Source organism: Rhodopseudomonas palustris, from assembly GCF_034479375.1.
Lineage (GTDB): Bacteria > Pseudomonadota > Alphaproteobacteria > Rhizobiales > Xanthobacteraceae > Rhodopseudomonas > Rhodopseudomonas palustris_M.
Genome location: NZ_CP140155.1, coordinates 83,757 through 105,623, shown reverse-complemented (window position 1 = coordinate 105,623; position 21,867 = coordinate 83,757). Strand labels below are relative to the sequence as shown.

The following is a 21,867-nucleotide window of genomic DNA, read 5'->3' as shown; positions in this document are numbered from 1 at the left end:
TATGAATTTGACTTACATCAAGGCGCTCGACATCGTGGCGCATCCGCAAACTAATCGTGACGCGGGCCGATACAAAACCTCACCGGCGGCCATCAGGAGATCTGGGATGAACAGTGCATCCGCAATGCAGAAGGTTCAATCGCAAGACGCGACCGGCTCCGTCTTCGACTACAAAGAAGCGGTGCGTTCCATCCTTCCGCGGATCGCCGCCACGACGCACGAGAGCGACAAGCTGCGCCGCCTCAGTGACGATGCCGCGAACGCCCTGCGTGAATCGGGGCTTGCTCGCATGATTACACCGAAGCAGTTCGGCGGCTACGAGATGTCGCCGAGCGCTCACATCTGGGCATGCGCGGAGATCGGCAAAGTCTGCTCGGCGGCGAGCTGGGTGCTGATGGTGTGCGTCGCGCACGACTACATCATCGGTCGCTTCCCGGAAGAATGCCAGCGCGAGGTCTACGAGGGTGATGCCGACAATCTCGTGGCCGGCTCGCTGGCCCCGGCGGGAACGCTGACCCGCGTCGACGGCGGCTGGCGTCTCACCGGACGCTGGCAGTTCGGCAGCGGATCCGACCATTCGCCGTGGTTCATCGTCGGCGCTCGAAGGGCCGATCCCGGGCCGGACGACTACCTGATCCATCACGTCATGGTACCCCGCGCGGACGTCGAGATCGTCGATACCTGGCACACGCTGGGCATGCGGGGAACCGGATCCAAGGATCTCGTCGTCACCGACGCCTTCATCCCGGATCACCGCGCGGTTCCGACCCAGCCGACATTTCTCGGCCTCAGCCCGCACGCCAAGGCGCCGACTTATCGACTGTCCGTCTATTCAGGGCTGCCCGCGATGTTGTCCGGGTCCGTGCTCGGCATGGCCGAGGGAGGCCTGAAGGCCTTCGTCGATGCGACCGCCAAGCGCGTGTCGCCATACGGCGTGGTCAAGGCCGCCAACCAATCGATGCAGAAGCGTGTGGCGGAATCGAGCGCGGAGATCGCCGCGGCGCGCCGACTCCTCACCGACATGTGCGATCGCTTCGATGCCTTGATAGCGATCGATCAGGCGCCGATGTCGGCGGAGGATCGCATCCAGATGCGTTGGGATGCGGCCTATGTCGTCGAACTGTGCCGCCGCGCGATCGATCGCCTCTACGCGGCGTCGGGCGCGCACGGCCTCTACGAAGGCAACCCGGTCTATCGCGCCTTCCGGGACATCAGCACCGCGTGCCACCATGCGGTGATCGATTTCGACACCGTCTCGGGCATGATGGGTCAGTTCAAGCTGACCGGCGAGCTCGGCGAGAACCCGCGGGCGGCGCCGTTCGCCTGACACACCTCGATGACACGCCGTGGTGCGAGCGCGCCTCCGATCGCCGATTTGGATTGGGCTTCGCGAGTCGCACTGACCGGCTGATCGAGTATCCGCGAGGACGTGCATGATCTCCGAAACACCGATGTCGTCGGACCTGTTCAAGCAGAGCATGCGCCTTCTCGCCGGCGGCGTGTGCATCGTAGCGACCAGCGACAACGGCGAATGGCACGGTCTGACCATGACCGCAGTGTGCTCGCTGACGACAGATCCGCCGTCATTGATCGCCTGCGTGAACCGCGGCGCGGGCACCCGCGGTATCATCAGCGTCACCCGCCGCGTCAGCGTCAACATCCTCTCGGACGACCACTCCGGTCTCGCCGAGCGGTTCGGATCACCGGCGGTGAGAGGTCCCGATCGCTTCGACGCTCATGACTGGACCGAACTGGCGAGCGGGGTCCCCGCCCTCGTCGATGCGCTCGCCGTGCTCGATTGCGAAGTCATTCGCGAAACGGAACTGGGCCAACACTGCGTGTTCTTCTGCGAAGTCAAGAATTCGCGATTGCAGCCCGACAGAAAGCCGCTTGTCCACTTCAATCGAGAGTTCTGCGCCGTTCAGCCCGTGTAAACTCGCATCGGCCCGATGTGACCCGCGTAGTCACGTGCCGAACGAGTCGCGTCGAAGAGCCGCGTGGCGGATTCTGCCGCATTCCGGAGCTGCCTTCCGCGACGGGCCGGACGAAGCTGAATAGCAAGAGCTACCGGCGGTATGGCCGAGTAACGCGCCGGCGCCTCGCGATCCGGCTTGCACATCTGGCTGGAAGCTCCGCGATGGTCAGATACCTCACGGACGGAGATCATCAGGCGGCGGGTGCGTTTCCCTTCACAACCGACGGCAAAGACGTTATCCTGCCCGGGCGCCTGGGAGACCGTGAGTTCAGCACTTGCTGACCTCGGCAAATCCTTTCAGGCTTGGAGACATTTTGGCAAAGCCACCCGACGCTCCGGATACCAAGCACATGCCCCTCGATCCTGTGGCATTCTTGAAAACCACCGGCGTTGGCCACAATGTCAACAAGTATGTCAAGAACCTGACCGTTTTTTCCCAGGGCGATGCTTCGGACGCTGTCTTCTACATCATAAAAGGCAAGGTGAAGATCGTCGTATTGTCCGAACAGGGCAAGGAAGCGGTGATTGCCATCCTTGGACCGGACGAATTCTTCGGCGAAGCCTGCCTTACCGGACAGGAAAGGCGGCTTTCTACCGCGTCGACGATGAGTGAATGCGAGATCATGTGGATCAGCAAGCCGGCGATGCTGGCCGTGCTGCACAAAGAGCCGACCTTTTCCGAAATGTTCGTCGCGCATGTTCTGGCGCGCACCATCCGGGTCGAAGCCGACCTCGTCGACCAATTGTTCAATTCGAGCGAAAAGCGGCTGGCGCGCGCGCTGCTGCTGCTGGCGAATTTTGGCCACGACAGCGAACCAAAGAAGGTGATCGCGAAGGTCAGCCAGGAAACGCTCGCAGAAATGGTCGGCACCACTCGTTCACGCGTCAGTTACTTCATGAACAAATTTCGTAAAATGGGTTTCATCGACTACAATGGTCATCTCGAAATCCACAACTCGCTGCTCAATGTCGTGCTGCACGAACAGCCGCATATTTCCGGCGACGAATCCAAGACCGCGAAATTCGCCCCCAAGATCGACTGATCGATCGACGTGGATGGCATTCGGTCGGGAGGGCACAAGCTCTTGCGTTCAATCCAGCTCGTTCTTCAAGGCGGTCGAGGGCGGCTTCAGGAAGGCCTCGAACCGCTGCTTGACGATGGCGTAGCACTCGCACGACGCCAGCTCCAGGCCGGCACGATCGACCACCTGAATCGTTCCACGATGATAGCTGATGAGTCCCGCGGATTGCATCGATTGCGCCGCCAGCGTCACTGATTTCCGATTGACGCCCAGGATCTGCGACAGGAACTCGTGGGTGTAGGGAAGCGCTTCGCCTTCGGCCCTGTCGTGCATCATCAGCAGCCAGCGGCACATCCGCTCTTCCGTCGTGTGCATCGCATTGCAGGCGACCGTCTGTTGAACCTGAGACAACAACGTTTCGGAATAACTGACGAACAGATTCCGAACGTTCCCGCTCAGCTCGAATTCATGTTGCAGCCGCTCGATCGGGCAGCGGACCGTATGGCCCTCGAGCTGCACGATGCAGCGGTTGAAGGAAACCCTGCTGTACATCGCGGCGAACAGGCCGAACGCGCCCTCGCGGCCGATATTGGCGGTTTCGATAGCCGTACCGTTCTCCAGCACCGTCAGCAACGACAGCACCGATCCTCGCGGAAAATATGCATGCCTGAGCAGACCGCCCGCATCGCAAACCATGTCGCCGAGCTTGAATTCGACCGACTCGAGATGACGGTCGATTCGACTGCGGCTGTCCGGCGCCAGCGCGTCGAGCAACTGATTGCTCCGCAGATCATGGTCGGTCTGTGCCTTGGGCATTGGCCTGGTGCAACTCCCGGATCGAGGCGCGCCGGATCAGAGCGGTCGACCGTGGGACGGCCGCATCCTAAATCCGGAGCAGATTTTCTGCCACGATCTCCTTGGGCGCGTAGTCACGACAATGCTGAGCAGAACAGCTCACAACCGGCGATTGGACAATTCGCGCCGACCACGATCCTGAGCGGAGAGAACAAGCAAGTATCTCGTCGCAAATCGGATTCTGGCGGCAAGGCTGGCGCACGCTCAGACGCGGCGCCGATCCTAGGCGGTCGGGTCGGATGGATCATCCGGCGAGCTTGCGGCGATTTGGTCGGTCCAGTAGGCCGCCATTCGAATGCAGTGCGCCTTCAGTTCCGGATTGAATGTTCCGCGCGATAACTGGATGAATTCGTTTGCGAGACGCGCGCATTCCAGATCGTGTTTCCGCCCATCGTCGATTGTAGACACAACAGTTCTCCTCGCAGAGGACTGTCGTTGCACGGCTCCGCGCGCGCGTCGGTGGCCCACACCACCGAGCGGCGACGGATTCCGCAATTACTTCAATCTGGAACCTCCAATGGCGCCGGGCCCGATTCGTCGACCTGCGACACTCCGACCGCCCGACAGTCTCCCAGACCGAGCGCCACGGACTCATTCTCTGGCGTTGGATCTTCTCCATTGCACCGACCATTCGAAATCGAGCGAAGAGCAATACCGACCATTCAAGGCCGTTCTTTCGTGAGTGAAATGATCAGGACGCGCAACCGACGTCCGGTTCGCGCGCGATCATCGCCACTCCAGGGGAGAGCGGACTATGGCAGATCATGCGGAGCGCACCAATCCGAGCTCGAACGCGACCGACTCGGTTCCCGCCGCAACAGGCGCGCAGCGACACATGCGAGCGCGCGACCGGTCCGCTACGTCACAAGATGCCATCGCGGCAGATGCTCTCGAAGCTGCGCGAAAGATGAAGCCGGGGCCACGGAGGTCCGAGGCCTTGAAGCAAGCCGGCTTTCTGCAATTTGCGGCCGATTGCCACGGCGTCAGCTTTGCAAAGCGAGGCCGTCCCCGGAAGTAACTCACCCGATCAACGATCCGGGCGTCCTTGGATGCGCTGCGGCGGAATAGTCAGTACGGCGTGGCCCTTGCCAACTGTACCGCCCCTCAACCCGATGAACTCGGCAAAACCCGGCGTCTCGAAGGATCGGCGCGACGCAGTGCCGGCGGCTCATGGTTCGCGACGGCGCTTCGCGCCTCTTCACCATGAGATTGCACCTGTGGTGAGCGTCCCGGAACGCCGATGCTGATTCCATCGGAAACAGAACTGCTGAAGACAGAACTGTGGGAGACAGAACTCCTCTCGGGCGTTGCGAGCAGCCGTGACACTGCTCGCCATCGAGGCGGCCCGGTCGGAACGCGCACTTCCCTCAGTCGGAGTGCCGATAGCGCCCCCTGCTCGCCAGCGCTTCGGCGAACCGCTGTTTTTGCTGCTCGTCGAGGCTCTCGTAGAGCGGCTGGGCGGCATCGGCGAGTTTCTTGTGAAGATTGCCGCGCTCGATCTGAGCATCGCCATCCTTGCGGATCTGATCGATCAGATTCTCCTTGCCTGGCTGCTCGGTCTGGTTGGCGCGCGCATTGCGCCAGGAGGCCCGCTGTTCGGCCCGGGTTTTCCAAACCTCGACGATCGCCGCCTGGAAGCCGGCCCAGTGCTTGTCCTGATCCAGCGTGAGGCGAAGATCGACCTTCATCTGGGCTGCGCGAGCCGCCGCCTTGTCGGCCATCTGGCTCTCGGTCAATTCCGTGCGAACGGCGCGGTCCGACCGGTCCCGTGCGATCGCCGCTCCGGTCACGGCGCCGCCCGTCAGCAAGGCGGCGGTGGTCAGAACGATGAGTGTTTTCCGCATGATCATTTTCCTTTCAAGGATGGCTCGATTGAGACGACCGTGATCGCCACCGATCTCCACTACGCGTGCAAACGCTCCAGGCGCACGGCTCGCGGGCTACTAATCGCAGTGGACGCCTCCCCCTTCGTCGACCGGCAGCAGCCCAGCAAAGTCGCGCCACGCCTGCACTTTCATCGGGTCACGGAACGAAGCCGCTGAGGTCTTGCCGGCGCTGACTGATTTAGGACAGCCCCCGCAAGAGGGGAATTCGAAGGCGCAGAAGAGGCCGTCCGGATCGTTGAGGAAGCCGTGGCCCCACCGTTTTGCCAGCGCGCAGACGAACTCTTCCTGATCGAAAAGGGGCATGATGCATCTCCACGATGAGGCGGGAGCAAATGCACTCTCAGTCACCGATGTCTGCCAAAGGCTGAGCGGTGATGAGCTATCCTTGAACGATCGGCCGCAGCACTACTGGTCAATACGGACCACGCACGACGAGTTAATGATCCGGCGGAGCGACTGTCGCACCGCCGCCCGCAATCCGGATCCGAACTGTCGGATTTTCAGCGGGTCACGGCGGTGCCGACGCCCCCTCACTGGAGAACGATCTGTCGCATCGCGCAGTCGAAGCGGATGCCGCAGTGTCCGCAACAACAAGATGATCAATCGAGCCCACAGCGCAAAGCAATTCTCTCGAGCAGAAGGGCTTCGAAAGGGCACAAATAGCCCCGAATTCAATCGCGGCATTCAAAAAACGGGGGGCGGACGCACCGCCACGAAGACGCAATCCGGAAATCGCCAGGATCGGCAGGCGTGGCAGGTACCTGTGAAAATGCCGAATCGTCTCCAATCCATCCATCGTCGGCATGAAGATATCGACGATCCCCAAGTCGAACTTCATCGCCACCGCCATCGAAACGGCCTCGCGGCCGTTTTCTGCCTGCGTCACGTCGTGCCCGGCATCAGCCAATACGCCGCCCATAGCGGCTCGCACGTCATTGTCGTCGTCGACAAGGAGAATATACACTGCACCACCTCGTCTCTGCGGACGTCGCTTTCACTCGACTTGCCCTGCGCGGTGTCCAGGACCTGGCGGAAGACGCCTCTCTCGCAAAGCCTCCGCGAACTCCGACGGGAACAATATACGTGCGCCCGTCTTGTCACTACGACATTGCGGAATGCGGACCGTCCGGGCCGCCTGCAACGACGTTCCTGAGAATAGTCTGGGACAGACTGACGACGAGACCTTTCAGCCTTCGATTTTCCAATCTCAGCCTTTCAATCACGCGGTCCCGTTCCGCCAGACGATCCGGGGCGAACACGACTGCCGCATCGAGGTTCGAGGACACCTGCTTCATCGCAAATCCTTCAATGATCGAAACCCATCGACGTCATCCGGTAGGAGCAAATCGAATCAATCCTGACGGATGCGTCGTAAATTAGTCGCGCGCTCGACCGTCCGCCAGTCGGCACCAATGCGTACGAGTTCCACTACGTTGTAAGTACATGTCCCACTGTTTATGATCGCTTTTGATCAGACGGGTAGCGGCTTGGTTGCAAGAGTAACACCGATTCAGTCGGAGACGCTTCAATGGGGGGATGCATGATGTGGAATCGTGGCGCATCGGATCGCCGGTTCCTTCGGCCGTTGCATTGATGACCGCCGTCCTCATCGTCGATGATGACCCGTCGATCGGCGCAGCGATCGATACGCTGCTGCACTTCAGAGGATATCGGACTACTTATGCCGCCGACGCCATTGCGGGGACGGACGCCTTCAACAGCATCCGATTCGATCTGGTCGTTGCCGACATTTTCATGCCGGGCGAGAATGGACTGAGCATGATCTCCCGTTTCCATCGGGCATCACCGTGGGTTCCCGTCATCGCAATTTCAGGCCTCCGCTTCCGGGCCGACGGGCCTCGGCTCGATTTCCTCACGATGGCCCGAAAACTCGGGGCCGCATCGGTGCTGCGAAAGCCGTTTTCTCCGATGGAACTCATGTCTGCCATCGATGCATGCCTGGTTCAGGGCGCTGCCCTTGATCGCACTGCGCAATCGAAGCCCTGAGAAAGGACCAACGCATGCCCTTGAAGCGTAAACTATCAGATGCACCGTCCCCGGCGGTCGCGCGCCAATACGGCAACCATGGTCTCGACGGCAGCCAGACGCAGCCGGTGTCGTCGGCGTCGATGTGGGTGGCCGACGAAGTCGGAGCGGCGATCGCGCATCAGATGAACGAACCGCTCACCGCACTTCTTCTGTACCTTTACGAGATCAAGCACCGGATCGAATCGTCGGCTGCGCCTCCCGAGACCGGCAGCGTCGGATCGTTGCTCGAATCGGCGATCCGGGAAACCAAGCGCGCTTGCGACATCATGGACCGCCTGGACTACTCCGGCGATCGCCTCACGGGCCCGGACGGCACGATCCCCCGCGGAAACAACACCCTCGAGTCCTGGCGGCGAACGCTGAACAGCCCCGACTCGCCTCGGGCGCCCGTCTTAGTGCGACCTCCGTTGACCCCGCGGGAGAGCGAAGTGATGGCACTGATCGCTGGAGGCGCTTCCAACAAGGAAGGTAGCCACCAGCTCGGCATCAGCACCCGAACGTTCGAGGTCCATCGGGCGCGCGTTATGGAGAAGATCGGAGCCAGGAACGCAGCCGATCTGGTTCGTATCGCGCTCAGCGACGCGACATGAGCCGAGCCGGCAATGGCCGTGGCGAATTCAGGGCTCCGGAATTCGCGGACTTTCCGATCACGTGCCATGAAAGCCGGAGTGCCGCCGTCGAACGGCTCGCGGGAGAGACATTTCGCTTGGCCGTCGAGGCCTGCCCGATCGGCATGCTGATGCTGGACGGCGACGGCCGGATCGTGATGGTCAATGCCGAGATCGAACGGCAATTCGGCTACGACCGGGAGCAGTTGATCGGGCAAGCAGCCGAAATGCTGATTCCGATGCGCCTTCGTGCGGAATATCTCCGTCACCGCGAGTTGTTCAGACGCCGCCCGGAGGCCCACCGCATCGCAGCAGGGCAGCAATTCTTCGGCTTGAGGCAGAACGGAATCGAGTTCTCGGTGGAGATCGGGTTGACGCCTGTCGAGGTCGAGCATGATCCGCTCCTCCTTGCGGTGATCGTGGATGCCAGCCAACGCAATGAAGCCGAGCAGCAACTGGCTCAGTTGGAGGGACGATATCGCGGGCTGCTGGAGGCGGCGCCGGACGCGATCGTCGTCGTCAACCAGTCCGGCGATATCGTTCTTCTGAATGTTCAGGCCGAGCAGCAATTCGGCTACCACCGCGACGAGCTTCTGGGTCAACAGGTCAAGAACATCATTCCGCAGGGGTTTGCCGAGCGGCTGATCGCCGACAAGCTGCGAACCGCGGAAGATGCACGGACCCAGCAAATCGGAACCGGCATCGAACTCATCGCGCGCCGCAAGGACGGCAGCGAGTTTCCGATCGAGATCATGTTGAGCCCGCTCGACAGCCCCGAGGGTGTCTTGGTCACCGCAGCCATACGCGACATCTCGGAGCGCAAAGACGCGGAAAAGCACCTGGTGCAGATGGAGGGAAAATACCAGGCGTTGCTGGAGGCGGCGCCCGACGCGATGGTGGTGGTGAATCAATCCGGGGAGATCGTGCTGCTCAATCTGCAGGCCGAAAAGCAGTTCGCCTATCGGCGCGACGAACTGCTTGGACAGAAGGTGACGAACATCATCCCCGAAGGATTCGCCGAGCGGTTGATCGCCGACCGCTTGCGATCCAGGGAAGACGCGCTGGCCCAGCACATCGGCGCAGGGATCGAGCTCACCGGCCGGCGCAAGGACGGCAGCGAGTTTCCGATCGAGATCATGCTCAGCCCGCTGGAGACCGAAGGCAGCATCCTGGTGACCGCCGCGATCCGGGAGATCAGCGCGCGCAAGCACATGGAGCGCCTCAGGGATGAATTCGTTGCGACCGTCAGCCACGAATTGCGCACACCGCTGACGTCGATCTCGGGCTCACTCGGCCTTCTGGTGGGGCAATGGGTCGGCATCTTCCCGGAGCCCGCGGCGAGGCTCGTGGCCATCGCCTACAAGAACAGTCAACGGCTGGTGCGCCTGATCAACGACATCCTGGATATCGAGAAACTCGGTGATGGTCGCGTGGTCTTCAATCTGTGCCGCATCGACGTGCGCGTCATCGTCGAGCAAGCGATCGAGAGTAACCGCGGATTTGCCGAAGGCTACGGCGTGCACGTCGGGCTTACCACCGCATCGGGGAGCGGCGACGTCAATGCCGACCCCGATCGGTTGGCTCAGGTGATTACCAATCTGCTCTCGAACGCGATCAAAGCTTCCCCGCCTGGCCGGGACGTCCTCGTCGCGGTCGACCGGCACGACGACTTTGTCCGCATTTCGGTTCGCGACCAGGGCTCCGGAATTCCAGCGGCCTTCCGGCTGCACATCTTCGAGAAATTCGCTCAGGCCGACGCGACCGATGCGAGGCAGAAAGGCGGCACCGGCCTCGGCCTCAGCATCGTCAAGCAGATCGTCGAACGGCTCAACGGCCGGGTCAGCTTCGAAGACGCGGCCGGCGGAGGGACGGTGTTCTGTGTCGATCTGCCGGCATGGAAGCGTCCGGTCGACGAACCGCCGGTTCCAAAGTATCGAATTCTTCACCTCGACGATGACCCGGACATACTCGCGGTCGTCGCCCATGCCCTGAGTTCGGCCGCCCAAATCGTATCGGTCGAGTCTCTCCAGGACGCACGACGCATCTTGTCGGTCGATCCGGTCGATATGGTCCTGCTGGATATATCGGTCGGCGAGCACTCCGGGCTCGAGCTGATGCCTGATCTGCGCGACGCCGACGGCACAGCCATCCCGGTCATCATTTTTTGCACCAGCCCGGTCGAACTGGCACCCGACCGGCAGGTGCACAAGACCCTGGTCAAATCCCGCACACCGCTCGACCTGCTGCTGGCGTCGGTGCGGGACTGCCTGGCTGATCGCGAACATCGCGAGGACGCATGACGATTCGTGTTCTCCATGTCGACGACGAGCCGGATATTCGCGAAGTCGCTGCCATTTCGCTCGGGCTCGATTCCGAATTCATCACCCGCAGTTGCGGATCCGGCTCGGAGGCCGTCGCCGTCGCCGCCGAATGGCCACCCGATATCATCCTGCTCGATGTCATGATGCCGGGTATGGATGGTCCGGCAACGCTGGCCCGCCTGCGGGCAAGCGCGATCACCGCGAGCATTCCGGTGGTGTTCATGACGGCGCGCGCCCAGACCCGCGAGCTCGACCTGTTTCGGTCACTCGGCGCCGTCGGCGTCATCCCCAAGCCGTTCGACCCAATGACGCTCGCGGCCTCGGTCCGCTCCCACATCGAACCGGTGGACGGCAAGCTCGCGCGCCTGCAGAGCGATTTTCTGCACCGTCTCGACAACGACGTCGCCAGGCTCAAGAAACTTGCGAGAGATCTGAAGACGGGTACGGCGAGGAAAGCAAGCTTGAAGCAGATCGGGGAGATTGCTCATGGGCTCGCCGGCGCCTGCGGGGTGTTTGGATTCCCGCATCTTGGTGACCTCGCGGCCGAGCTCGAACAGACAGTATACGACGGGGGTGTCGGAGCGGACCACTTCGGCAATGTGCATCGCTCGCTCGATCTGCTGCTCGCAGGTGTCACGGCGCGTGACGCCCTAGAGAACCTCGTGCCTTGAGGGGTGCGCCGGGCACAACGAACGCCCGATCTCGGCGTTCTTCCCTGCTGCTGGCGGCCTTGTCTCTGGCGCTGACGATCGCAGCGACCAATCGAGTTGCCGCGCAGCGGATCGACGGCTTCAACATTGTCGCGACCGCGGGCCATCCGTTCGGAAGTGCCGACGCAGAACGCTCACTGAGCCTTGCAAAGCAGCTCGGTGCGCGCGCCGTAGCGATTGTTCCGTTCTTATGGCAACCGACGATTTCGAGCCCCGAGATCGGCTCGGGTAGCGAGATGCCCGACCAGACCTTGCGGATCGCGATCCGCCAAGCGCATCGGCGAGGCCTGTCCGTCGTCGTGAAACCTCACGTCTGGGTGCCGGATAGCTGGGCCGGCGCGGTCGAGCCTAACTCCGAGCCCGCGTGGCGGATGTGGTTCGCTCGCTATCGGACCGAACTCGAGCGCATCGCGCGGATCGCGGCCGAAGAGGGCGCCGAGAGTCTGGCGATCGGGACTGAACTCAAGAAGACCAGCCACCGGCCGGAGTGGATGGAGCTGATCGCCGCCGCTCGCCGACTCTTCCCCGGGCGATTGTTCTACGTCGCGCACAATGTCGAAGAGGCCGAAGCGCTGACCTTCTGGCCGTTGCTCGACGCGATCGGCGTGTCGCTCTATCCACCATTGGGCGCCGACGACGATCGCGCCGGACGGCTGATCGTAATGGGCGCCGTCGCCGACCGTCTCGAAGTGTTATCGCGCCGCGTCGGCAAGCCGATCCTGGTCGGCGAAATCGGTCTGAGATCGGCCAAGGGCGCGACGGCGAAGCCCTGGGAAAGTGCCGAGGAGCGTGTCGCCGAACCCGATCAGCAATTGCAGGCCGATGTCATCGCCGACTGGCTGGCAGCGCTCGACCGCCCGTCCATCAGCGGCGTGATGATCTGGCGCTGGTTCACGGACCCCGCGGCCGGCGGAGCCGCCGACACCGATTTCACCGTGCAAGGCAAGCCGGCGCAAGCCGTGTTGTCCTGCGCCTGGACCGGAATCTGCGGCAAGCCCTGATCAGAACCTGAACCATGCCCCGACCACCAGGCCGTTTTCCTGCAAAGCGTTTCGCCCCGCATAGGTGGTGTAGCCCCCGGCCTGCAGCGACAGCGTCGACGTCAGCGCGTAGACCGCGCTGAGTTGTAACTTGTGATACGCGAAGCTCGCATATCCCCAGCTTCCCGTTCCTTCCGAAACGACGTTGAATGATTGCGCCAGCAACAACCAGCGCTCCTGCGGCCGAATGCCGAAGGTGATGTCCGCCCGGAATTCGTCCGGCGGGCCGCTCAGCCTGAACCGCTGCGCGATCTGGACATCGACGAAGGCCGGCAGCCCTCGGAGCGTGGTGCTGTATCCCACCAGACCGCGAACATCGATCTCGGGATCACTGTATCCGATCGCCGCCACGTTGGACTTGTCGAAGGTGCCCGGAATACGGAAGGTCGTCTGCGCCGATACCACCCAAGATCCGCCGGTCCAGAGGCGAACCCTGCCGCCCACATCGGTGTAGCCTAGTCCCGTGCGGCTGGCGTCGACCGGCGCGGCGATGTCGACGTGCTGCAGCGACGGTGTGACGATCATGGTGAACCAGTTGGTGACACCATATTCGATCAAGGCCTGCGACTCGGCCTTGCTGTAGCGCGGAATCGACCGCTGCGAGCCGCCGCCGTCGAACGCGGCGTTTGCCGCGCTGGCGGTCGCCGTGACGTAGCCGTAACCCTGACCTTCCTGCAGCGTCCACGAACCGGCGAACGCCGCGGGTTGGGACGCCGTCACGCCAGTTGCAATCAACACTGCCAGCCCCACCCGTCTGCACACCACTCGGCACTCCCCTTCAAGGCGGCGCGTGACCGCGACAGCATCAGGCGGCTTCACTCACGATGCGATCGCCGCCTTCGGCAGCCGCGCGACGCGCCGCCGCCATCGCTCGTGTCAGCAGATGAATCCTTTCAGTACTGCTATCCACCCGGCCGGTGACGACAGCGACACTCGCGGTGGCGTGATCGGCGTAAACCGCTTCTGGGTTCGCGATCCGAAGATCGAACACCGCGGCGCGCAGCGTTTCACCGAGGTCGAGTGCGCGCTGAGACGGCAGTTCAGGAACGATCAGAACGATGGTGCCATCGCGATAGGAGGCCGCCACGACTCCGACCGTCGCTGTCGTAGCTCTGATCAAGCGGGCCACGCGGGCCACGATGTCCGCCGCTGCCGCATCGCCACGGGTCTGACGCAAGGCTTCGAGCCGATCGACGCCGAGAGCAATGACGGACATGTCGCCGATGGCATGATTCTCTGCGATCAGGTAGGCTTCCGCCACCTCCCCGACGATCAGTCCGGTTCCTTCATCGATCCAGTGTGACGTCCGGCGGTCACCCAAGGTCGATAAGAATTCCAACAGCTCCCGTTCCCGCGCTCGACGTCGATCGAGTTCGGACTTCAACTTCAACGCGGAACGAACCCGTGCGTGCAGTTCGACCCGCTTGAGCGGCTTGGTGATGTAGTCCGTGGCGCCGGCCACGAACGCATTGGCGAGGCTGTCGACGTCGTCGAGCAGCGTCACCATGATGATCGGCACATCCATCAGATGCGGCTCGCCGCGAATGCGGGCGCAAGCTTCGATGCCGTCGACCTCGGGCATCATGATGTCCATCAGAATCAGATCGACGGGGGACGCTTTGGTCGGGGTCGAACTGCCGACCGCGAGTAGCTCATACGCATCCGCCGCCGATTCGGATGTCTGGATGTCCTCGTACCCCGCGGCAAGCAGCATGGCTTCCGCCACATCGCGTCCATCTTCACTGTCATCGATGACCAGAATTCGCATGCAGAGTGTCCCCTGTTTGTCCGGAGCGAGGTAACTCCGGGCCGCATCAGTCGCGTGCGAACAATCTCCAGTTCGCATTCTGGTAGACCACGCGATAGCCGGGCGCGCCGCGCCAGTAGAGTGTCGGAAACGCCTTGTTGAGGCGGTCCTGCACACCGGCTCCTACCAGCGGATCCGGCACGGCGATGAACGGCGCCTCGATTCTGGAGAAACGCACCCCGAAGGTGAACGCATCGTCGGAAGGGGAAAGCAGTCCCTTTGCGCGGCCGCGGCCCAACACCACGGCCGGAGCGCTGAAGGTGTCGACCAGAATGCCGTCCCGCCCGATCGTCGCGTTGCCGAGGTTGATGGCGGCGGCCCGCTCCGTATCCATGCGCCCGCCGTCCATTGCGACGCTGACGTTGATGGCGCCTCGCGGATCCAGGATCACCAGACCAGCGATGCCTCCGATCCATCCCACGACCAGCAACGCAACCGCGAAGGCTAGTCGCTCACGGACCACGGGCACGCGCACCATGATGACGGCGGCCAGAATCGGCGGCATCACGGCCAGTGCGGCCGGATCACCGAACAGGCCGGTGACAACCGCAATGCCGGCCGCCGCCATCGTCATCACAATGATCACCACGGGCGGTCCGACCAGCGGTCGCCGCCGCAAGATCCAGCCGATCGCGACCGGAACGACGGGCGCCGCCAGAAGCAGCGCCACCGCGACTGCGATCCCCGCGTCGATTGCCAGCGAGCCGCTCAAGCCACGGCCGAACAATCGGGAGAAGCCGACGGTCCAGGCCGCCAGACCTTCGGACGGAGCGACCAGAAAACTCCAGCCGCTTCCAGGAAAGACCCACGACATGTAGGTGAAAGCCACGACGCAGAACAGCGTCGGAAACACCAACGCGACAATCAGGTTGATGACCGATCCCGCCAGTAATTCCGGCCTGAGCGCGAACACCAGCAGCGGAACCGCGGCGCAAGCCAATGCGGCGCCCATCGGGTGGGTGAACGTCAGTCCGAGCATCGCGAGCGCGACAGCCATCACTTCCGGTGCGGCGCTGCGAGCGCGGATGTCGTAGAGGGAGCGGCTCAACAGATATAGAAATCCAGCGAGCATGATCTCGGCGGGGCCGGCGATTGCCGCCCGTAGCAGCGCGGGATGCAAAGCGAGAAGCACCGTCGCCGTCAAGGCTGCCAGCAGCGGAAGTCCGGCGCGGCGAAAGGAAACGAGCCAGACGCTCGCCAACGCCGCCAACACGCAGGCGGTCAGCAACACCGGCGCCGATATGCCGATCGGGCTGACGGACTCCAGCAACGTCGTGGCGAGGAACGGGATGGTCGGATAGGCCGCCAGCACCCGCCCGATCGGCATCTGGCTGTCGCTCGCAGTGATCGCATTCGACCACAGCGTGATCGCATCCTCCGGCACCAGACCCGCAGTCGCGGCCATCTTCGCCATCAGCAGCACGGTGACGAATGTCGGCAGTGCAATCGACAGAACCGGGAGAGCCCGCCTCATGTCGTCGTCTCCCGTCCGAGCGCCAATTCTCGGACGACGTGCTTCGACACCCCGTGGTCGGTCTTCTCCCAGTAGAACGGATTTCGCAGTAATTGCCAGAGGCCGCGATAGCTCGCTATCGAGATCAGGATCCAATAGCCGAGTGCCGTGAGGCTGTAGGGAATCAGATTGAGCCACCCTCTTCGGATCGGCGCCAGCATATTGAGGAAGATGAAAGCGCCGTTGCCGGCCAGCAGATTGAACAGGCTGAGATAGAGCAGCGGCTCCGGAAACAACTGATCCACACCGTTGGTCAGTCCGATCAGCCAGATCGCGAACATCAACCAAAACACCGGATTGATCAGCCCGGCGAGCACGGTGCCCCCGATGAAGAAGACGAAGCCGAGAAAACCGAGAGGACCAATGCTCAACAGCAGGTGCAGCGGACGCCTGGTGTGAACCAGGAAGGTCTGCATGTAGCCCTTCATCCAGCGCGAGCGTTGTCTGATCCAATTGCCGGCGTGGCAGCTCGCTTCCTCGAAGGTGGTCGAATCGACCACGCCGACGCGATAGCCTTTTTGAGTGAGGCGAACGCCGAGATCGGCGTCCTCGGTGACGTTGAAGGGATCCCAAGCGTGCAACTCGCGCAACACGTCGATCTTGAAATGATTGGAAGTGCCGCCGAGCGGAATAGGAACGTTGAGTCGTTCCAGCCCGGGCAGCATCTGGTCGAACCACAGCGCGTAGTCCAGCGTGAACATCCGCGTCAGCCAGTTTTCGCGGGCGTTGAAGTAACTCAGCCGGCATTGCAGGCACGCGGTGTTGGCCGGCGACTGCCGGAACGTCGCCACCACCTTGCGGAGTTGGTCCGGCTCCGGCCGATCCTCGGCGTCGTAGATCACCAGGAATTCGCCGCGGGCGAACTGCAGCGCGAAGTTGCAAGCCTTCGGCTTGGTCTGGGGATGGGACGGCGGCACCCGGATGACTTCGAAAATGCCTTCGAGCCCCAGCGTGCTGGCGACCTCGATGGTTTCGTGATCGTCGGCTTCCAGCACCAATTTGATGTCGAGCTTGCCGAGCGGATAATCGAGCTGGCGCAGCGAGCGCGCCAGCATCGGCAGCATTTTCGGCTCACGATACATCGGCACCAGCACCGTGAACACCGGCAGTTCGTCGTCGCTGAGCGCACGCGCCGCGATCGCGATGGCCTCGTCGCGATCGACCGAGCGGGCGCCTCCGACCGAAACCAGAATTCCCTTGAACAGGAAATTGCCGAGATAGAACAAGCTCAGGATCAGATTGACCGCGATCAGCGTCGCGATCGGGGCGACCGCCAGTCCGACCAGGAGACAAGTCGCGACGAGGTATCCCAACAGAACCTGGGCCGGCGAGAACACCTGTTGCGCGGACATGTCCGGATCGAGCTCGGCGAGGTCGTACACTGCGCGATGCGACAGCGCATCGGCAAAGGCCGTTTGCACGGCCCAGACGATGTCGAATTTGGAGGCGACGACGAATTCGATCGCGTTGCCCCAGCGCCGCCGTGCGAACAGGACGACGTCGGGACCAGGCTCCGCGGTCGCGATCACGATCCGGCCATCCCGGATCCGCCACGGCATCGTCAGCCGGCGGGCGTAGACCTCCGCCTCGTCGGCGGCGAGCAGCGACGGATCCGGAGCATCGCCGATCAGATCGACGAACGGCAGTTCGTAGTGATAGGCGACCGCCTGGTAGTACACGGCCGGTTCGATCCAGGCACGTGACAAGATCGCGTCGCCGAGCCGGACATGCCACGCTTCGGCGAGGCCGACTGCCTCGTCGAGTTGCTGCAGACTGAGGACGCGGCGGGCGACAAGCAGGTCACCGAGGGCGAGATCCGAGGGCGAGAGCGGCTGCATCCGTCCCTCACTTGTCCGCGGCGAGGGCGCGGCGCCGATACACTCTTTGCAGAATGAACAACAGGCCCAGCGTGACGAGAACCCAGATCCCGCCGATGATCCAGGACCGGAAGCGCGAGAACGAATTCAGCCAGGATCGCTGATCGGGATAGGACACCCGCAGCAAGGTGTCGCGCTCCGTCGACATCGCCAAGGCGACGCCGGTTTTGTCGAGAAACGCCACATCGCCGCGATCGAGGTCGACGGCTGGCGCGACGGGAAGCGCGCTGTCGGCGCCGAGGGGCTTGATCCAGAGTCCCGGAAACTCCCCTGCGGTCACGATCTGGGCCACTGCGCCGGTGGTGAATCCGCCGACATCGAGTCGCGTTCGGCCGGAGCGATCGACGATCGCCACCCTGCCGCGATCGAAGCTGACCCGTTGCTCGGCGCCGACCGGCGCCAGATTGCTGACCGCGATAAAGGACGCCGTCGGCGCCGGTGCAGCGCCAGCGTCGACATATCGCACGGCGATCGGCGCGGATTCGCGCGACAGCCCGTTCAGAACATCCGCCAGCATAGGCAGAACGGAGAGCGGCTTCACCGCCGTCGTGGAGGGCACCAGCACTTCGACGCCGTTTGCCCAGAACGTCGACAGGTCGGAAAAGTCCTGGGCGGCGGCGCCGGTCGGCGAGAGGATCACCGAACTCGAGCCGAGGATTTCCGCCGGATAGCCTTGCGGTTCGAACCTGCAGTCGCCCTGCGCGCTTCGACGCTGGACCACCACGCGAATGTTCGCGACCGCGCCGACCAGGCCCTCGGGTAGCGACAAATCGAGCCGAGTCGGCTCGCCGATCGAAGCGACCGAACTCGAGATCAGTCGCTCATTGACGAACGCGCTCACGACGGCCTTTTCGCCGGCGCCGTCCGGCGCAACCATCACATCGAGCAGAATCCGGGATGGCCTTGTGCCGCCCGCCAGCATGCGGTTGGTGATGGTGACGGCGAGATCGGCACGGCCGAACACTTCCGCCTTCGCCGGCACCAGGCCGAGTTCATCGAAACTGACGCGTTCGGTCGGGCCGTTCGGCGACGTGACGTGCCCGACCGAGGCGGACGGCGTGTCACGCAACGCCGCGAGAGAGGGATTTCCGATCAAGCGGCCGGCGCGCGCGGAAGCGGCGTCGGTCAGCATCAGCATCGGAATGGCGCCGATCCTGCCGGCGGCGAGCGTATTTTCGATCGGGGCCGTTGCGGTAGCGCTGGCCAAGGTCGGTAGTGGTGCATCTATGTGTCCGACCATGCGATCGAGGCCGCCCACGACGATCAGGCCGCGTATCCATTGACGACGGTCGTCGGGCTTCACCAGCGGCGGCAGGTTTTCGACGCCGTGATAGAAGCTGATCTGCCGGCCGTTGGCGCTGAGCGACCGCGCCAGCGTCAACGCGGCCGCGACATCCACCGGCGGCGGGCGCGGGCTCGACAGCAGGATGGCGACATTCTGTGGCATCAGCGCCGCGGTCGCGGTGATACTCGGCGCACCGCTCACGCCGAGCTCGAACTCCACCGCGGATTCCGGTCGCATCGTCAGGCTGTCGCCGACATAACGAACGTCGATGCAACGATCCTGCGTTGCGGCGCCGGAATACAGAAACGACAACTTGAGAAAGCCGTCGCGCGCCACCGCGCCGAGCAGCGGCACATGGACGGTACGGGCACTGCTCTTGCCGTCGAGCGCGACGGCCGACACCGATCGATCGTTGACCAGAACTTCGAGGCTGCGGCGCGCGTCATGGGCGCTGACGTCGTCGAAGACCAGGTTCAGGGCAGAGAGACTCAGTTCGATGCCTTGCGGCACCGGAATGTAGATCTCGCGGCGGCCGCCGAGATTGGAAAACCGGAAGCCGTTTGGATAGCCGACATTGGCGAACAGCACTCCGACCGAAACCGACTTCAGCAATTGCGGATCGGCGGGCGTTTCGCGCACCTCGGGCACGACCGCCACCAAATTGCGGGGCAGCGGTTGCGCGCGCGCCGCCGTCGGACGATTGGCGAGGACGGGCTTCGGCTCGGATCTCGCCGAGGAGAGGACGGTCGCGGTCAGACCCGCGGCGAGCAGAATGCGTACAGAGGATCGTATCAAACTACTCACTCCTGAACTGTCTCATGTGAAATGTCGGCGAGCGCGGCGCTCCGGAGCGCAGTGAGGCCATCCTTCAACTGCGTGAGTTCGTCATCGGTCAGCCCGCGCTGCGCGCGAAACGGATCGACCAGAAGGCTGTCGAGCGCGCGCGCCGACAATCCGGCCGCGATCAGGCCGACGGTCGATGCGATGCCGCACACATCGTGAATTTGTCGGTAGGCCCGCGCGACGACGGCCGCCGAATCCTTCAGATCGCACGACATCGATTTGGAGGCGTCGTCGATGGATCTGATCGTGTCGTCGAGTTTCGAAATGAAACGGGCGCGGATCTTGGCTAGTCGCCGCGTGAACTCCGCATCCTGGGCGACTTGTGCTTGCGAGCTTGCCATGGATCATGGATCGCACGCTTCACTTAATAATACTTGAATTCTCCGCCGCGAGTCGTATTTTTGACTTCATATGTACGTATTACTTACTCTAATTACAGACTATTACTTACATCGTTCCATGATCTTATAGATTCTAATACTTATATCTTCGCGACAGGGCCGATCGTGATCGAGTATCTCGGGGGACGCCCCCGCGGGCGTCCGGGATTGATCAGCATGACGCCCGGCTTTCATCGCAGCGATTGAGGTCTCATCGATCATGTGATGAGTAGTCGGAGTCGGCGGGCAATGAATGTGATGACGTCGGACTTCGACAGCAACTCCTCCAAGCCCAAATAGCATCCTCCGTGCGCCTCGAAGGCGGGATTGTGTTGAGGATCAAAACCCAGCACGCGACAACCGAATCCCGCCATGATGCCGGCGACGCACTGACCGATATTTCCGGTCCCGACGATTCCGATGCTCCGTCCTTTGAGATCGAACCCGAGCAATCCTTCCAGAGCGAAATTGGCTTCGCGCACCCGCGCGTAGGCGCGATGGATCTTTCGGTTGAGGGAAAGGATCAGCGCGACCATGTGCTCCCACCGCGATCCCGAGAATCGCGGGCGGCCATCAGGTCCACATTGTTAAAGCCGGCGCAACGCAACGCTACAAGTCGGACGCCGTTGGCCTTCAACCTATCCAGGACGGATCGGTCGAGCCCGTCGTTGACGAACGCGCAGATCGCATCGGCATCGCCGCTCAATTGCGCCGTATCCAGCCCCAGGCGCGGCTCAAGGAAATGCAGTTCGTGCCTGTCCCCATCCTTGGCATTGGCCGCGGTCAGAAACTGCCGATCATATGGCTTTGTGTTGAACACCGCGACTTTCATTGACCGAGCTCCGATCATGGAATCTCTCGAATGCGAGGTATAGCAGGCACCCGACCATCGACGGCGCGGGTCTGGGCGTTGCGTCAGGACGCCGCAGAGGCTGTCTTTTTGTTGGCTCCAAAGCCTGGGTGGGATCAGCGAGGCACTGCGGGCTCCACGACCGGGTCGTTGGCTGCCGTGTCCTCTGTCGGGATCGCGGCAGCATCGGGATTCATCCGGATTCCGCCCGGCGTCATCGTGCCGGCCGAGACGATGAAGGCCATCGCATCGTTGGCGCTCCAGTCGAGCCACACCAATAGCTTGGTCGGAACGATCTCGACATAGCCAGATGTCGGATTAGGCGCGGTCGGTACATAGACTGCTGCGAGCTCTTCGCCAGTATCGATCGCCTCGAACACAGCCGTGACAAAACCGACAGTCCGCATATCCGGGTTCGGAAATGGAATGAGCACGACCCGTTGGCCGTTTCCTCCCTGTGGGCCCCGTTGTACGGTGTCGATCAGCGTGCGGGACGCCCCGTAGATCGTCTTGACCAGCGGCACCCGCTTGATCAGGCGGTCAAGCATCCGGATGTAGCGGCACCCGACCACGACGTTCGTCGCCGCACCAACAGCAAACAGCAATCCGCCGCCGACGACGACCGCGAGCAGCGACTGAAACCAATCGCTCGTGAGAAGGTCGGCGGCATCGGGCGCGTAGGGCTGAATACCGCGTGATAGTCCGAGCACCAGCGGACGTCCCAGGTGGGTGATTTGCCCCAGGACGAACCCAATTACGAACACCGTAATCCAGAGGGGCACAATCGTCAGCAAGCCGGTGAGAATGTTGCGACGAATACTCTCAAACATCTGCACTCCTTTGCCC

At 62.6% G+C, this 21,867-nt stretch carries 23 protein-coding genes; 8 read left to right on the top strand and 15 right to left on the bottom strand.

The window, feature by feature from the left end:
- The first annotated feature begins 1 nt into the window (after position 1).
- The 3 genes from SR870_RS00525 to SR870_RS00515 all read left to right on the top strand — a co-directional run bounded on the left by SR870_RS00525 (position 2) and on the right by SR870_RS00515 (position 3,018).
- Positions 2 to 1,327: an acyl-CoA dehydrogenase family protein gene (locus SR870_RS00525; RefSeq protein WP_322516108.1), complete on the top strand. Its 1,326-nt coding sequence runs from the start codon at positions 2 to 4 to the stop codon at positions 1,325 to 1,327.
- A 106-nt stretch (positions 1,328 to 1,433) separates the two neighbouring features.
- Positions 1,434 to 1,934, top strand: coding sequence for a flavin reductase family protein (locus SR870_RS00520; protein WP_322516107.1), 501 nt, complete (start codon positions 1,434 to 1,436; stop codon positions 1,932 to 1,934).
- Positions 1,935 to 2,289: 355 nt separating this feature from the next.
- Entirely contained in the window at positions 2,290 to 3,018 is a 729-nt protein-coding gene (locus SR870_RS00515) for a Crp/Fnr family transcriptional regulator (RefSeq protein WP_416221112.1), read from the top strand.
- 48 nt (positions 3,019 to 3,066) lie between these two features.
- Here the strand turns inward: SR870_RS00515 and SR870_RS00510 are convergent, their stop codons facing one another.
- The 6 genes from SR870_RS00510 to SR870_RS00485 form a co-directional block, all read right to left on the bottom strand.
- Complete coding sequence (locus tag SR870_RS00510; RefSeq protein WP_322516106.1) at positions 3,067 to 3,813, bottom strand: Crp/Fnr family transcriptional regulator; 747 nt, start codon at positions 3,811 to 3,813, stop codon at positions 3,067 to 3,069.
- Between the two features lie 261 nt (positions 3,814 to 4,074).
- The gene (locus tag SR870_RS00505; protein ID WP_322516105.1) at positions 4,075 to 4,260 is read right to left on the bottom strand and encodes a hypothetical protein; all 186 of its coding nucleotides are present in this window, start codon (positions 4,258 to 4,260) and stop codon (positions 4,075 to 4,077) included.
- 959 nt (positions 4,261 to 5,219) lie between these two features.
- On the bottom strand, positions 5,220 to 5,702 hold the full coding sequence (locus tag SR870_RS00500) for a Spy/CpxP family protein refolding chaperone (protein WP_322516104.1): 483 nt from the start codon (positions 5,700 to 5,702) through the stop codon (positions 5,220 to 5,222).
- A 93-nt stretch (positions 5,703 to 5,795) separates the two neighbouring features.
- Positions 5,796 to 6,041, bottom strand: coding sequence for a hypothetical protein (locus SR870_RS00495; RefSeq protein ID WP_322516103.1), 246 nt, complete (start codon positions 6,039 to 6,041; stop codon positions 5,796 to 5,798).
- A gap of 205 nt (positions 6,042 to 6,246) precedes the next feature.
- Complete coding sequence (locus tag SR870_RS00490; protein WP_322516102.1) at positions 6,247 to 6,702, bottom strand: response regulator; 456 nt, start codon at positions 6,700 to 6,702, stop codon at positions 6,247 to 6,249.
- Between the two features lie 136 nt (positions 6,703 to 6,838).
- Complete coding sequence (locus tag SR870_RS00485) at positions 6,839 to 7,033, bottom strand: hypothetical protein (RefSeq protein WP_322516101.1); 195 nt, start codon at positions 7,031 to 7,033, stop codon at positions 6,839 to 6,841.
- 241 nt (positions 7,034 to 7,274) lie between these two features.
- Here SR870_RS00485 and SR870_RS00480 point away from each other — a divergent pair, with 241 nt between their 5' ends.
- From SR870_RS00480 to SR870_RS00460, 5 genes are read left to right on the top strand one after another with little or no spacing between them, the layout of a single operon-like run.
- The gene (locus tag SR870_RS00480) at positions 7,275 to 7,745 is read left to right on the top strand and encodes a response regulator (RefSeq protein ID WP_322516100.1); all 471 of its coding nucleotides are present in this window, start codon (positions 7,275 to 7,277) and stop codon (positions 7,743 to 7,745) included.
- A 14-nt stretch (positions 7,746 to 7,759) separates the two neighbouring features.
- On the top strand, positions 7,760 to 8,377 hold the full coding sequence (locus tag SR870_RS00475; RefSeq protein WP_322516099.1) for a helix-turn-helix transcriptional regulator: 618 nt from the start codon (positions 7,760 to 7,762) through the stop codon (positions 8,375 to 8,377).
- On the top strand, positions 8,374 to 10,695 hold the full coding sequence (locus tag SR870_RS00470) for a PAS domain S-box protein (RefSeq protein ID WP_322516098.1): 2,322 nt from the start codon (positions 8,374 to 8,376) through the stop codon (positions 10,693 to 10,695). The genes SR870_RS00475 and SR870_RS00470 overlap by 4 nt, the downstream gene beginning before the upstream one ends.
- Positions 10,692 to 11,387: a response regulator gene (locus SR870_RS00465; RefSeq protein WP_322516097.1), complete on the top strand. Its 696-nt coding sequence runs from the start codon at positions 10,692 to 10,694 to the stop codon at positions 11,385 to 11,387. The genes SR870_RS00470 and SR870_RS00465 overlap by 4 nt, the downstream gene beginning before the upstream one ends.
- Complete coding sequence (locus tag SR870_RS00460) at positions 11,384 to 12,427, top strand: glycoside hydrolase family 113 (protein WP_322516096.1); 1,044 nt, start codon at positions 11,384 to 11,386, stop codon at positions 12,425 to 12,427. Before SR870_RS00465 ends, SR870_RS00460 begins: the two co-directional genes overlap by 4 nt.
- On the opposite strand, the gene SR870_RS00455 is transcribed toward SR870_RS00460, so the two are convergent.
- From SR870_RS00455 to SR870_RS00415, 9 genes are all read right to left on the bottom strand, one after another.
- On the bottom strand, positions 12,428 to 13,216 hold the full coding sequence (locus tag SR870_RS00455) for a hypothetical protein (RefSeq protein WP_322516095.1): 789 nt from the start codon (positions 13,214 to 13,216) through the stop codon (positions 12,428 to 12,430).
- 55 nt (positions 13,217 to 13,271) lie between these two features.
- Positions 13,272 to 14,234 carry a response regulator gene (locus tag SR870_RS00450; RefSeq protein WP_322516094.1) on the bottom strand — a complete coding sequence of 321 codons (963 nt, stop codon included), beginning with the start codon at positions 14,232 to 14,234 and terminating at the stop codon, positions 13,272 to 13,274.
- 46 nt (positions 14,235 to 14,280) lie between these two features.
- Complete coding sequence (locus tag SR870_RS00445; RefSeq protein ID WP_322516093.1) at positions 14,281 to 15,687, bottom strand: hypothetical protein; 1,407 nt, start codon at positions 15,685 to 15,687, stop codon at positions 14,281 to 14,283.
- A gap of 56 nt (positions 15,688 to 15,743) precedes the next feature.
- A complete protein-coding gene (locus SR870_RS00440; protein ID WP_322516092.1) occupies positions 15,744 to 17,624 on the bottom strand; it encodes a glycosyltransferase family 2 protein in 1,881 nt (626 codons plus the stop codon).
- Between the two features lie 7 nt (positions 17,625 to 17,631).
- Positions 17,632 to 19,743, bottom strand: a complete 2,112-nt coding sequence (locus SR870_RS00435; protein ID WP_322516091.1) for a cellulose biosynthesis cyclic di-GMP-binding regulatory protein BcsB — start codon at positions 19,741 to 19,743, stop codon at positions 17,632 to 17,634.
- A gap of 5 nt (positions 19,744 to 19,748) precedes the next feature.
- Positions 19,749 to 20,132: an Hpt domain-containing protein gene (locus tag SR870_RS00430; RefSeq protein ID WP_322516090.1), complete on the bottom strand. Its 384-nt coding sequence runs from the start codon at positions 20,130 to 20,132 to the stop codon at positions 19,749 to 19,751.
- 257 nt (positions 20,133 to 20,389) lie between these two features.
- On the bottom strand, positions 20,390 to 20,707 hold the full coding sequence (locus SR870_RS00425; RefSeq protein ID WP_322516089.1) for an NAD(P)-dependent oxidoreductase: 318 nt from the start codon (positions 20,705 to 20,707) through the stop codon (positions 20,390 to 20,392).
- A complete protein-coding gene (locus SR870_RS00420; protein ID WP_322516088.1) occupies positions 20,695 to 21,003 on the bottom strand; it encodes a hypothetical protein in 309 nt (102 codons plus the stop codon). Before SR870_RS00420 ends, SR870_RS00425 begins: the two co-directional genes overlap by 13 nt.
- A gap of 134 nt (positions 21,004 to 21,137) precedes the next feature.
- Positions 21,138 to 21,851, bottom strand: a complete 714-nt coding sequence (locus tag SR870_RS00415) for a DUF502 domain-containing protein (RefSeq protein ID WP_322516087.1) — start codon at positions 21,849 to 21,851, stop codon at positions 21,138 to 21,140.
- Positions 21,852 to 21,867 lie beyond the last annotated feature (16 nt).